The 13,571-nt window shown below is 60.9% G+C and carries 6 protein-coding genes; all 6 read left to right on the plus strand.

What is annotated here, in order from left to right; all coding sequences use genetic code 11:
- Nucleotides 1-88 precede the first annotated feature (88 nt).
- Genes IDT60_RS04715 through pglZ form a run of 6 tightly spaced genes read left to right on the plus strand, consistent with a single transcriptional unit; the run spans nucleotide 89 to nucleotide 13,570 of the window.
- A complete protein-coding gene (locus IDT60_RS04715; RefSeq protein WP_191081069.1) occupies nucleotides 89-862 on the plus strand; it encodes a hypothetical protein in 774 nt (257 codons plus the stop codon).
- Nucleotides 855-1,412, plus strand: coding sequence for a BREX protein BrxB domain-containing protein (locus tag IDT60_RS04720; RefSeq protein ID WP_191081070.1), 558 nt, complete (start codon nucleotides 855-857; stop codon nucleotides 1,410-1,412). Before IDT60_RS04715 ends, IDT60_RS04720 begins: the two co-directional genes overlap by 8 nt.
- Entirely contained in the window at nucleotides 1,412-4,846 is a 3,435-nt protein-coding gene (brxC, locus tag IDT60_RS04725; RefSeq protein WP_223883883.1) for a BREX system P-loop protein BrxC, read from the plus strand. Before IDT60_RS04720 ends, brxC begins: the two co-directional genes overlap by 1 nt.
- A gap of 11 nt (nucleotides 4,847-4,857) precedes the next feature.
- Nucleotides 4,858-8,046 carry a DNA methyltransferase gene (locus IDT60_RS04730; protein WP_191081072.1) on the plus strand — a complete coding sequence of 1,063 codons (3,189 nt, stop codon included), beginning with the start codon at nucleotides 4,858-4,860 and terminating at the stop codon, nucleotides 8,044-8,046.
- On the plus strand, nucleotides 8,046-11,285 hold the full coding sequence (locus tag IDT60_RS04735; protein WP_191081073.1) for a DNA methyltransferase: 3,240 nt from the start codon (nucleotides 8,046-8,048) through the stop codon (nucleotides 11,283-11,285). The genes IDT60_RS04730 and IDT60_RS04735 overlap by 1 nt, the downstream gene beginning before the upstream one ends.
- Complete coding sequence (pglZ, locus tag IDT60_RS04740; RefSeq protein WP_191081074.1) at nucleotides 11,282-13,570, plus strand: BREX-1 system phosphatase PglZ type B; 2,289 nt, start codon at nucleotides 11,282-11,284, stop codon at nucleotides 13,568-13,570. The genes IDT60_RS04735 and pglZ overlap by 4 nt, the downstream gene beginning before the upstream one ends.
- Nucleotide 13,571: the final 1 nt, after the last annotated feature.

Consider the following 13,571-nt stretch of genomic DNA (forward strand, 5'->3'; position numbering starts at 1 on the left):
CCCGTCGCTTCCGGCGGGTTGATTCGTCCCGGGAGGCAGCTGCCGCTACAGTTTGAAGTCAGAGTTGTTCGTGAGTAGGAGATCGTCATTGGGGCCGTTCGATGACCGCGATATTGTCAGTGGCCATGTGCCCGGCGGCACGAACACTAGCCACACGATTGCCATCGGACACCTGACTTCACTTCTCTCTGCAGTGCCCAAGGCGTCTGGCCTGGCCGATTACGAAATGGCCGCCGTCGAGCACAACGTGCTCGGACGGGCTACAACGGAGGGCCGCCGGCGGACCTTCCGCTATTTGCGCGAACTGTACCTTCTCGATCCCAACCGCATAATGTTCCGGGCAATGCGTGACCTGTGGGACGAAGATGAGAAGGCACAGCCTCTCTTAGCTGGTTTGTCGGCCATGGCGCGAGACAGCGTTTTCCGGGCGTCTGCTTCGGGTCTCCTCGCGTTCGATGAGGGAGCGCTCGTGACGGCTGAAATGCTCACCGGACTTGTAGAAGCCGCGTTTCCTCATGCATATAACGAAGGTACAGCGGCCAAGATTGGTCGGAACACTGCATCGTCATGGACGCAGACAGGGCATCTCCACGGCCGGGCTTCAAAAACTCGCCGGCAAGTGGAGCCGCGCCCAGCGGCGCTGGCGTTCGCGCTCCTCCTTGGCCACTTGCAGGGAGCCCGTGGGCCGTCCCTATACGACACTCAGTGGACAGCGTTCTTCGATGCGGACGTGCGCGAAATCGAGGCCATGGCCGGAGTCGCCGGCCAGCGTGGGTATATTGAGCTACGATCCGGGGGCGGGATTGTCGAGATCGGGTTCCGGCACCTTCTGAGACCCATGGAGGATCTTGCAAATGAGTGACATCGACGCCCTTGTGGGCGCGTACGAACGATTCGTGGCTCTGCCGTGGTCGCGAAACCTCGCACCTGCACAGCGCGTTTGGATGGTCGTCTACCCTCCGAACGACGAGCGTCGATTGAGGGCGCGGATCGCAGCGTTTGCTGTTGCCACAGCCAAGGCAAAGAAAACCTGGTCGGTGGCCGATGTGACCAACAGTTTTGGAGACTGGATCGGGCGAAACCCATACAGGGAAACGTACTTCAAGAGCCCTGACAAGCTGTCGGCTGCTGCGCTTCGGGACTTTGAAAGGGACCTCGTTGTCCAAGTGCGCTCATCATTGGATGGTGCCGCCAACGATAGCGACGGGGTAGTCGCCGTCCTCGGCGTGGGATCTTTGTTCCCCTTTACAAAGGTCAGCAAGTTCATCGAAGATCTTGCCCCCGAGGCGGCAGGGCGTCTGGTTGTCTTTTTCCCCGGTGAACGCGACGGCTCCAACTACCGACTGCTCGAAGCCAGAGATGGCTGGAATTACCTCGCCACACCAATCACTGCCACAGAGGACACGTTGTGATGCTGAACAAAGAGATTTTCGTCGAGGACCCAACCAAGAAGAGCATCCCCAATCTTGGGGTGGCGAAAGTTGGGGAACCCACTGACGACGCCGGCTGGGCCGTGCTGGAGTACGAGCTGAAGAGCTTCGTTTGCGAGGGCGCATACGCGCAAGGCTTAGACCGCATCTTATCCTCATACGTAGGGCAGGCAGGATCCTCACAGCCGGCAGCATGGGTCAGCGGGTTCTACGGAAGCGGAAAATCGCATCTGGTGAGGGTTCTGGAGTACCTTTGGCGAGATCTGGAGCTAGCGGACGGGTCGACGGCGCGAGGGTTGGTCCGCACGCCCCAACCTGTAACTGACGTTTTGCGCGAGCTCAGTACTATTGGGAGCCGTAACGGGGGTCTCTGGTCAGCGGCGGGCACTCTCGGTGCGGGAGCCGGTTCTGTGCGCCTCGGGTTTCTGTCAATCATTCTTGGCGCCGCCGGCCTTCCGACGGACCTGGCGCCGGCCCGCTGTGTGATGTGGCTTCAAGATGAGGGCTTATTTGAAACGGTCCAGGCGGACATCGCAAACCGAGGACTGGACTGGGAGATGGTCCTCGAAAATATGTACGTCTCGGAGCTGGGTGAGGCGATCCTGGCTGCGAAGCCGGGGTGGGCAGCCAGCCCCGACATGGCCAGGGAACAGATCCACAATCAGTTCCCGCAGCCGGAAGATATCTCCCTGTCAGAGACCATCAAGACCGTAGAACATGTGCTTCGCCAGGTGTCGGACACGGTGGGTAAGCTGCCGTGTGCCCTCGTTGTTCTTGACGAAATGCAGCAGTTCATCAACGAGGACCCAGACCGTGCCCAGCAGGTCCAGTTGCTCGTAGAAGCGTGCTCAAGCGGTTTTGACGGTCTCCTCATGATTGTTGCCACGGGACAGGCCGCTCTCCAGACTACTGCCGTCCTTCAGAAGCTGATCGACCGTTTCGCCATTCAAGTGCAGCTCTCCGACACCGACGTCGACGCCGTTATCCGGGAGGTCGTTTTGCGGAAGCGGCCTGAAAGTGTGCCCGCGCTGGAATTGGTCCTCGAGAAGCAGGCAGGTGAGATTGACAGGCAGCTGGGCGGTGCTGTCATTGCGCCATCGGCTTCCGACGAAAAATACCTTATCCCTGACTACCCCTTGCTGCCGTCCCGTCGCCGCTTCTGGGAGCACGTCCTCCGTTCGGTTGACAAGGCGGGCAAGGCGGGCCAGCTCCGTTCCCAGTTGCGTGTTGTGCATGAAGCGAGCAGAGTTGTGGCGGACTCTCCGGTCGGCACGGTTGTGCCTGCAGACTTCATTTACGATGAGAAGTCTGCTGACATGCTCCAGACTGGCGTGCTGCTTCGTGAGATCGAGCAGCTCATCAAGGGGGAGCGTTCGCAGGGGCCCGAAGGAGAGCTTCGGAGCCGTGTCCTGGCTCTTGTATTCCTGATTTCGCAGCTCTCCCGGGAAGGCTTTGCAGACACAGGCGTCCGGGCCACTGAGCAGCACATCGCCGATCTCCTGGTGGATGATCTGTCCGGCGCCGGACCTCGTTTACGTGCCGAAGTTCCAAAGGTTCTCGAGCAGCTTCATGCCGAATCCAAGCTCCTGAAAGTTGATGAGGAGTACTTCCTGCAGACACAGGCAGGACAGGAATGGGCAAAGGACTTCCGTAACCGCAGGGCTTCTTTCCTGAGTGACTCGACCCGCGTTTCACACGCGCGGGACAGCGCCTTCCGAGACGCAATGACGCGAGTTGTCCCCCGGTCACGGCAACACGGCCTCAGTAAGACCCCACGAAACGTTGAAAATAGTTTCAGCGACGTAGAGCCGAAGGTTGACGTCAGCATTCCGGTCTGGGTCCGCACAGGTTGGGATTTGGCAGAAAAACAGTTTACTGACCTGGCTAGCTCGGGAAGCACGGACTCGCCCCTCATCTTTGTTTACCTACCCAAGGTCGACGCAGACGCCTTGGCCGGTGCCTTGGCGGACTTGGCAGCAGCAGAGGAAACGTTGGCAACCAGGCCGCGTCCGAATACGGACGAGGGTGTATCCGCCCTCAAAGCCATGGAGTCCACCCGAGAGATGGCTCGACAGAAGGTAGCCGGGCACGTTTCAGATGTTCTTCGTCAGTCGACCGTTGCACAGTCCGGAGGTAATCGAATTGCAGAATCGGACCTAAGTAAGGCTCTGGCAACCGCTGCAGATCGATCCATTGACCGTCTTTACCCCAAGTTCCGGGAAGGTGACCATACAGGCTGGGCAACTGTATGGGCACGAGCGGTGGAAGGCAACGAAAACTGTTTGGAAGCTGTTAATCACAAGGGGCCAACTGCGTCGCACCCAGTCTGCAAAGCAATACTTTCCGCTGTCGGGCCTGCGGGAACATCCGGAAACGATCTCCGGAAAAAGTTTGAATCCCCAGAGTACGGCTGGCCGCGCGACGCAGTACATGCGGGCCTCGCGGCGCTCGTACTGGCTACCGAGCTGAACGCTGAGGAAAACGGTCTCCCGGTCTCCGCGCGACAGCTGAAGCCAAATGCCATCGGTAAGCTGATTTTCCGCCGCGAAACAAAGGTCGTCCCGCTCGGCGTAAGGCTTGCCGTACAGCAGGTGCTCACTGAGTCCGGAATTGCCGTGGAGAGGAACGAAGAGGCGGCCGCGTGCGGGTTGCTCTTACAGCGACTTAGTGACCTTGCCGGTGCCGCAGGTGGTGCCCCACCGCTGCCGGCGCCGCCGTCGACGGAGTTTCTGGACCCGCTGAAGGGTCTGAAGGGAAACGAATTGATTTCATCGGTGCACGACCACCGTGAAGCGATCCGGACTGCCGTAGTGGAATGGCGGACTGCATCAACGCTCAAGCAGGACAGGTTAGCCAATTTTTCCAAAGCACAGCGCCTAGTTGCCCATTTGCCCGGTGACGGGGAGCACATAGCGGATCAGTTGCGTTCAGTTCAGGATAACCGGCAGCTGCTTCAGTCACCTGATCCCGTCGCGCCCATCATCCTCGCGGCAGCCGAGGTCCTGCGCACTGCGCTGAACGCCCAATTGTCCCGTTACAATCAGGCCGTTGCGGAGGCGCTAGCGCATTTAGCGGGCGATGACAGTTGGGGTGCCATGAGCGGTGGCCAACAGGAAGAACTTTTATCGAAGTATGAATTGGCGCTGGTGGTAACGCCTGCGCTAGGAACGGCAGATCAGGTATTGGCTGCTTTGGAAAGCCGCCCCGTGAGCTCGTGGAATGACCGCATAGATGCAGTTGACGCCCAGCTGGGCCGGTTGCGCGAGGCCGCCGCCAGGCTTTTGGAACCCACCGCATTCAAGATTATTCCGCCCAATGCGACGCTGAAGTCTGAACTTGAGGTCGAGGAATACATTGATCGACTTCGCAATCAGATGTTGGATGAGCTCCAGCAGCACAAGTCACTCATCGTCTAGGGAGTAAACACATGTCGGTGTTGTCGGGTGTTTTGCGGAAGTTGCTTGAGCGTGCGGTGGTTGATGGTCGGGTGGTGGCTGAGGGTGGTGCTGCTGTTGCGTTGACGCGTTTGGGTGTGGGGTTGCGTGATGCGCCGGGGCATTTGAGTTTGGAGGAGCGGGCGCTTCGGAATGGTTTGCGGGCGCGGGCGCGTCAGCTGGGGGATCGTTTGGAGCTTTCGGGTGATCCTGGTGATGTGTGGGTGGCGTCGCCGTTGCTGGTGGGTGAGGTTGCGTATGAGCAGTGGCACCGGTTCCTGTTTGCGCGGTTTCTGGAGGTTAACGCCCTGTTGCGGCATCCGGAGTTCGGGGTTCCGGTTTCTTTGGAGGATTGCCAGGAGCTGGCCGCGGGTTTGGGGGAACCGGATGGTTGGTCGGTGGCGGCGCGTTTTGCGGCGGAGATCCTGCCGGGGATTTTCAAGCCGTCGGATCCTGCGGTGAAGGTCGGGCTGGCGCGGGAGGATCTGCTTGCGTTGGAGCGTGCAGTGACGGCCCTCCCGGCGGAGGTGTTTACGGCTGAGGATTCGCTGGGGTGGGTGTACCAATTCTGGCAGTCCAAGGCCAAGGAGGCGGTGAACACTTCGGGCCGCAAGATCGGCGGTGCGGATCTGTCGCCGGTGACGCAGCTGTTCACCGAGGATTACATGGTGCGGTTCCTGCTGGAGAACTCCCTGGGTGCGTGGTGGGCGGGCCGGTATCCGGAGTCGCCTCTTCTGTCCGCGTTTGATTTCCTGAGGTTTGCGGAGGACGGTACTCCGGCGGCGGGGACGTTTGAGGGCTGGCCGGAGACGGTTGCGGAGGTGACGGTGATGGATCCGTGCTGCGGGTCCGGGCATTTCCTGGTCGGGGCGTTCGGGATGTTGTGGCGGATGCGGGCCGAGGAGGAGGGTCTGTCTCCGGCGGCGGCACAGGACGCGGTGCTGGCTGAGAATCTGTTCGGGCTGGAGCTGGATCCGCGCTGCACTCAGATTGCGATGTTTGCGCTGGCTTTGGAGGCATGGAAGCAGGGCGGCTTCCGGAAGTTGCCGGTGCCGCAGGTGGCGTGTTCTGGGATTCCAGCGAAGGCGCCGTTGGCGGACTGGACGAAACTCGCCGAGGGCGATTACCAGCTTGAGGCTGCGCTGACCCGGCTGCACACGTTGTTCGCGGACGCGGACACCCTGGGTTCGCTCATCGATCCGGTCCGGGCCTCCGAGCAGGCCGGGCTGGAATCCGTGGAATGGGCGGACATTGCACCGCTGCTGGACAAGGCCCTGACTTCGGAGGCTGCCTCCAGCGGTGATCCTGCGACGGAGGTGTTTGGTGAGGCCGCTGCGGGGATCGCCCGCGCCGCCGATTACCTCAGCCGGAAGTACACCCTGGTCGCCACCAATCCCCCCTACCTAGTGCGGCAGAGCCAAAACGAACCCTTGCGAGCCCATTGCGCGACCAATTTCCCTGATAGCAAAGAGGATTTGGCGACCACGATGCTGGAACGCATTAACAACATGCTTCAGGTGCGGGGATCCTCGGTAGCAGTCAGTCCTCAAAATTGGCTTTTCCTAGGTACATTCGAGAAATTTCGAAAGCTTCTCTTAGGCGGCGTCAAGTGGAACTTTGACGCCAGGTTAGGTGAAGGAGCGTTCGGGGGTATCAGCGGACACGTAGTAAAGGTACACCTATCCGGTTGGACAACAGAACGTCCCGGAGGGGACGCCATATTCTCAACGATTGATTGCTCCACCTTTCGGGGCCCCGAGGCCAAGTCCGAGGCCCTTAAAGGCAAACTTGAACCGGTGATGCAGGTCTCTCAACTAAACAACCCGCAGTCCCGTATAACGTTTAGAGACACGTCGTCTATGCCGCTGCTCGGCGACTATGGTGTATCCCTGAAGGGAATTACAAGCGGCGACGACCCTCGGTGGCGGAGGGAAATGTGGGAAGTTGATCTCAAGGACGGGCAGTGGACTTTTCTCCAAGGTACGACGAGTTTCGGCCCACCTTATAGCGGCCGTCAGTCGGTCATGTCCAAGCGCCTTACTGTTGTCCCTACTCCTCCCGGGTCGTACATACGAGGTCACGAATCTTGGGGGCGGAGCGGGGTAGCTATAAACCTAATGAACAGCCTGAACGTTGCCCCGTACCAAGGAGACAAGTTCGATACTAATGTCGCCGTCTTCCTTCCGGGCCGCGATGAGGATTTGGGAGCAGTCTGGGCGTTCCTATCTTCTGCGGATTTTTCGAGAGAAGTCAGGGCGATCGACCCGAAACTAAGCATTCAGCCAGGTACCATCCCCAACGTCCCCTTCGATGTTGATTATTGGCGGGGTGTTGCTGCTGTGGAGTTTCCGGAGGGTTTGCCGGAGCCGTTTTCGGATGATGCGACGCAGTGGTTGTTCAGGGGTGTTCCGGCGGGTGCGCAGCAGCCGTTGCAGGTAGCTGTTGCCCGGCTGCTGGGCTTTTCGTGGCCTGATCAGGAGCCGGATTCCGTTGATGCCCTGGTGGATGGGGATGGGATTGTGTGTCTGCCGGCTGTGTCCGGTGAGCAGTCGGCGGCGGAGCGGGTGCGTTCCGTGCTGGCGGCCTCGCATGGGGGCCAGTGGTCGAATGCGCGTCTGGACGAGCTGCTGGTCGAAGCCGGCGGGAAGCCCGGGGATCTGGCCGGGTGGCTGGCTGATGTGTTTTTCAAGGATCACTGCAAGGTCTTTTCGAACCGCCCGTTTATTTGGCATGTCTGGGACGGGCGCCGGGACGGGTTCTCTGCCTTGGTGAATTATCACAAGCTGGACCGCACGACGCTGGAGAAGCTGACGTACCGGTCCCTTGGTTGGTGGATTGACCGGCAGCGGGCTGATGCTGCTGCCGGTGCGGCGGGGGCGGAAGCCCGGCTGGTTGCGGCGATGACGTTGCAGGAGAAGCTGAAGCTGATCCTCGCTGGCGAGCCACCGTATGACATTTATGTGCGGTGGAAGTCGCTGGCGGAGCAGCCGGTTGGCTGGGACCCGGACCTGAACGACGGCGTGCGGTTGAACATCCGCCCGTTCGTGGAGGCCGGCGTGCTGCGCTCAAAGTTCACCGTCCACTGGAAGAAGGACCGCGGTACGAATCCCGACGGCACCGAACGCCACAACGACCTCCACTTGACGAACGAAGAAAAGCGAAAGGCTCGAGGTCTCAGCTGATGTCGGTGTTGTCGGGTGTTTTGCGGAAGTTGCTTGAGCGTGCGGTGGTTGATGGTCGGGTGGTGGCTGAGGGTGGTGCTGCTGTTGCGTTGACGCGTTTGGGTGTGGGGTTGCGTGATGCGCCGGGGCATTTGAGTTTGGAGGAGCGGGCGCTTCGGAATGGTTTGCGGGCGCGGGCGCGTCAGCTGGGGGATCGTTTGGAGCTTTCGGGTGATCCTGGTGATGTGTGGGTGGCGTCGCCGTTGCTGGTGGGTGAGGTTGCGTATGAGCAGTGGCACCGGTTCCTGTTTGCGCGGTTTCTGGAGGTTAACGCCCTGTTGCGGCATCCGGAGTTCGGGGTTCCGGTTTCTTTGGAGGATTGCCAGGAGCTGGCCGCGGGTTTGGGGGAACCGGATGGTTGGTCGGTGGCGGCGCGTTTTGCGGCGGAGATCCTGCCGGGGATTTTCAAGCCGTCGGATCCTGCGGTGAAGGTCGGGCTGGCGCGGGAGGATCTGCTTGCGTTGGAGCGTGCAGTGACGGCCCTCCCGGCGGAGGTGTTTACGGCTGAGGATTCGCTGGGGTGGGTGTACCAATTCTGGCAGTCCAAGGCCAAGGAGGCGGTGAACACTTCGGGCCGCAAGATCGGCGGTGCGGATCTGTCGCCGGTGACGCAGCTGTTCACCGAGGATTACATGGTGCGGTTCCTGCTGGAGAACTCCCTGGGTGCGTGGTGGGCGGGCCGGTATCCGGAGTCGCCTCTTCTGTCCGCGTTTGATTTCCTGAGGTTTGCGGAGGACGGTACTCCGGCGGCGGGGACGTTTGAGGGCTGGCCGGAGACGGTTGCGGAGGTGACGGTGATGGATCCGTGCTGCGGGTCCGGGCATTTCCTGGTCGGGGCGTTCGGGATGTTGTGGCGGATGCGGGCCGAGGAGGAGGGTCTGTCTCCGGCGGCGGCACAGGACGCGGTGCTGGCTGAGAATCTGTTCGGGCTGGAGCTGGATCCGCGCTGCACTCAGATTGCGATGTTTGCGCTGGCTTTGGAGGCATGGAAGCAGGGCGGCTTCCGGAAGTTGCCGGTGCCGCAGGTGGCGTGTTCTGGGATTCCAGCGAAGGCGCCGTTGGCGGACTGGACGAAACTCGCCGAGGGCGATTACCAGCTTGAGGCTGCGCTGACCCGGCTGCACACGTTGTTCGCGGACGCGGACACCCTGGGTTCGCTCATCGATCCGGTCCGGGCCTCCGAGCAGGCCGGGCTGGAATCCGTGGAATGGGCGGACATTGCACCGCTGCTGGACAAGGCCCTGACTTCGGAGGCTGCCTCCAGCGGTGATCCTGCGACGGAGGTGTTTGGTGAGGCCGCTGCGGGGATCGCCCGCGCCGCCGATTACCTCAGCCGGAAGTACACCCTGGTCGCCACCAACCCGCCCTACCTCTCCCGGAACAAACAAACTCCAACACTTGCCCAGTTCGGGGCGGACAATGCGCCGGCCGCAGCAGCGGATCTAGCAACGATTTTTGTCGATAGAATGACACGGCTTTCCCGTGGAGGGGCTTTGGTGTGCGTTTCCCCGACCAACTGGTTAACACAAGGCGCGTACAAGGCGTTCCGGACGAGCTTTCTTCCGGTAAACACATTGGCCTTTATCGTTTGGCTCGGGAGCGGTGCCTTTACTGCCGTGACCGGGCAGCAGGTAAATGTTGTTCTTGTTGTGGTATCTGCACGCCTACGGGTGCGGCAACCGGTGATCGGTATCGACGCCCGCGAGGGTACCTTGGCCACAAAGATCGTCGCCATGCGGAGCGCGCCGACGATGATTTTGCCTGACGTAAACCCGCAGTCCCCTAGTCCCTCGAATCCGGATTTACGAGTTGTTCCCCACACGGTGGTAACGCATCTACCACTCATGTCTGAATTTGCCGAAGCGAAAGCGGGCTTATTTGCCGGTGATTCCCTCCGCTTCGACCGCAATCTTTGGGAGGTCCCCGAACTCGGGACGTCTTGGGAAAGACTGCAGGGAACGGTGAATGCGTCTGTTGATTACGGAGGCCGCGCTCGAATTGTCTTGTGGGAAAGGGAAGCTGGCCACATGGCCCGATTGGCCGAGAGTGTCCGGCATCTGAACCACGCCGCGCAAAACTGGCGACGAGGAAAGCCGTTCTGGGGCCACAAAGGAGTGGCCTTCAGCCTAATGGGTGATCTCCCTTCCACCCTCTACTCTGGGGACCGCTACGACATCAACTGCTGCGCCGTCGTTCCGAGGACAAAAGAAGATCTGCCTGCTGTTTGGGCCTTTGCGCGCAGTGGCGATTGGGCACGCGCCATTCGCCTTATAGAGGGTTCTTTGAAGGTTCCGCCCCACACCTTGCTAAAGGTGCCGTTTGATGTGGATCATTGGCGGCGTGTGGCGGAGGAGGAATTTCCGGAGGGTTTGCCGGAGCCGTTTTCGGATGATGCGACGCAGTGGTTGTTCAAAGGTGCCCCGGCGGGTGCTCGGCAGCCGTTGCAGGTTGCTGTGGCCCGGCTGCTGGGGTTTTCCTGGCCGGATCAGGAACCTGACGCCGTCGATCCGCTGGTGGATGGGGACGGGATTGTGTGTCTGCCGGCCGTGTCGGGTGAGCAGTCCGCGGCGGAGCGGGTGCGGGCCGTCCTGGCCGCCTCGTACGGGGACGACTGGTCGAATGCGCGTTTGGATGAGCTGTTGGTCGAGGCCGGAGGGAAGCCGGGAGACCTGGCGGGGTGGTTGGCAGACGTATTCTTCAAAGACCATTGCAAGGTCTTTTCCAACCGTCCCTTTCTCTGGCATGTCTGGGACGGGCGGCGGGACGGCTTCTCGGCGCTGGTGAACTACCACAAGCTGGATAGGTCGACGCTGGAGAAGCTGACCTACCGGACACTTGGCTGGTGGATCGACCGGCAGAGGGCCGATGCTGCCGCCGCGGCCGCGGGGGCAGAAGCCCGCTTGGCGGCGGCCACGACCCTGCAGGAGAAGTTGAAGCTGATCCTCACCGGTGAGCCTCCGTACGACATTTATGTGCGGTGGAAGGCGCTGGGGGAGCAGCCGGTCGGCTGGGATCCGGATCTGGACGACGGGGTGCGGCTGAACATCCGGCCGTTCGTTGAGGCCGGTGTGCTGCGTTCGAAGTTCACGGTTCACTGGAAGAAGGACCGCGGCACGAATCCCGACGGCACCGAACGCCACAACGACCTCCACTTCACAACCATCCAGAAGAATGATGCACGAGGAACCCACAACTCATGACAGTGTCCGGTAAATCCGTTTTGGACGCCATTGCAACTTCGCTCCTGGATGCAAGCCGCTACAACAGCGACGACAAAACCAGCCCCGTGGCCGTTTTGTGGCCAGACCCAGAGCGTCTTTGGGAACCGTTGGTGGCGAAACTCGGTGGGATTCTCAAGACCGCCACACTGGGGGATTTCGATCAATCCAAGTCGGCCGGACCAGCAATCTGGATTCGCTCATTGCTTGCCAATTTTGATCAGTCGTCTTCGGACACTCCCCTCGTGGTCTATCTCCCAGGCGTTTCCCGCGGCGACCTTCGGGCAGTTGAAAGCAGTTCGGCAGCCCTTCGACCTCTGGCAGAACTGCAGTTTCGCTCTGTGTGGTGGCTCCAGTCGAACCAGTCGCCATGGACTCCAGGTGCTTTCCTTCGAAGCCCCGACGGTCTCAAACTTGACGTTGCCCGAAACGACGAGACAACGAAGAACCTCGCCCTGGTGCTATCTGAACTCAGCGACTCGGCAGTTGAAGATCTCCGCAACGTCGGTCGCTTGGACGCGTCCTTCTTCTCCTCCCTATTAGTGGCCGACGAGACCAAGGCACTTCTGACCTGGCTCAACGAGCCGGATGCCACAAAGATGGCGCTAAGCGGCAACGAGTGGGCAGCTTTTGTGTCCCGATCCAAGTCGACCTTCGGCGTGGATCCTGATGCCGTGGGCGCACTGACTATTGCAGCGAAGCTGGGGCAGAGGCAAGGCCCGTGGAAGAAGGCCTGGGATAGGTTCGCTGAGGCTCCTCACAGCTACCCCAAGATCCCAGACCAACTGCGTAGGGCGAAACCTTCTGACCAGCTCTTTTCCGATCTCCCCGACTCATGGCCGCAGGACAATGAGGAGGCTGAACGGGAGGTCGAGGCCGCACTCGTTGCGACGAGCGGAGGTACGCCGGCAGAGGCCCGGTCGCGGGTTTTGGCACTCGAGCAAGAGCACGCTGGCCGAAGGCTGACTGTTTGGTCGGTGCTCGGGACTGCCCCGCTCGCCGGTGCGCTGGAACACCTCAGCATTGTGGCCCATAAGGCCCACAGTCTTCCGACCGCAGACAGCCCCGCCGGTTTTGCGAGTTGGTACGCGGAAGAGGGATGGCAGGTCGACGGGGCCGCGGTGGCGGCCCTGGCCTCGGTCACAGACCAGTATTCCCGAGGTGCCGTGGGGGACGCTCTCCGGGCGATCTATCTGCCATGGCTTGATGACGTGGCTCGAAGCTTCCAGAAGGTTGTTACGCAGCACGGTCAGTTGGCCGATGTTGGGCTGGATCTCGAGAAGGGCGACTGTGTCGTCTTCGTTGATGGCCTTCGTTACGACGTCGCCGAGTCTGTGCGGCGGGCCCTTGCTGAGCGCGGCGCAAACGCCGAAATTCGCACCAGATTCGCTGCTTTCCCCAGCATGACAAGCTCGGGCAAACCTGCCGTTGCGCCCCTTGGGCAAAAGCTCGCTGGAGGGAACGAGCTGGCACCGAGCGCGGGCGAACGCCCGGTGGACGCGGGGGTGTTGCGCTCTTTGTTAGGGCAGGCGGCGGTGCAAGTACTGCAGCGTGATGAGCTCGGCGACCCGAAAGGCTACGGCTGGACGGAAACCGGAGACCTGGACGCGACTGGTCACAAACTTGAGCTTAAGCTGGTTGACCGCATACCCCAAGAAGTAGCCGACATCGCCAGCCGGGTCCGTCAGCTCCTGGACGGGGGATGGGCGCGGGTACAGATCGTGACCGATCACGGATGGTTGCTCATGCCGGGCCAACTCCCCAAAATGGAACTCCCGCAACACCTCACGATCGTGCGCAAATCGCGTTGCGCGCGGCTAGCGGATGGGGCCGGGGCGGTGGACCAGCCAACATTTCCCTGGACTTGGGATTCCGACGTCCGGATAGCCATTCCGCACGGAATAGCGGCCTTCCAAGCCGGCTGCATCTACGAACACGGTGGTGTGAGCCCTCAGGAAAGTATCACTCCGCACATCATTGTCAGCGGGACCACAGCCCAATCTCACGCACGAATTGAAGGAATCAAGTGGGTGGGCCTCAGGTGCCGGATTGACTACGTTGATGCTCCCATTGGCGCCGTTCTGGACGTGAGGAAAGAGCCGGGGAACTCGTCGTCGTCCGTTACGACCGCCAAGGTCATTTCTGGTTCGGGTGAAGATCGCTTGCTAGTGCCTGACGACTCCAAGGAGGGCGAGATGGTTTTCGTCGTCCTGTTGTCCGAACAAGGAGAGATTATGGCCCAAGTGTCGACAAGAGTTGGGGAGTAAC

The sequence above is a fragment of the Pseudarthrobacter sp. BIM B-2242 genome, assembly GCF_014764445.1.
In the GTDB taxonomy this organism is placed as follows: Bacteria; Actinomycetota; Actinomycetes; order Actinomycetales; family Micrococcaceae; genus Arthrobacter; species Arthrobacter luteus_A.

Coding starts and splice junctions, on each gene's coding strand:
- pglZ (WP_191081074.1), top strand. CDS start 11,282: ATGACAGTGTCCGGTAAATCCGTTTTGGACGCCATTGCAACTTCGCTC.
- IDT60_RS04720 (WP_191081070.1), top strand. CDS start 855: ATGAGTGACATCGACGCCCTTGTGGGCGCGTACGAACGATTCGTGGCT.
- IDT60_RS04730 (WP_191081072.1), top strand. CDS start 4,858: ATGTCGGTGTTGTCGGGTGTTTTGCGGAAGTTGCTTGAGCGTGCGGTG.
- IDT60_RS04735 (WP_191081073.1), top strand. CDS start 8,046: ATGTCGGTGTTGTCGGGTGTTTTGCGGAAGTTGCTTGAGCGTGCGGTG.
- brxC (WP_223883883.1), top strand. CDS start 1,412: ATGCTGAACAAAGAGATTTTCGTCGAGGACCCAACCAAGAAGAGCATC.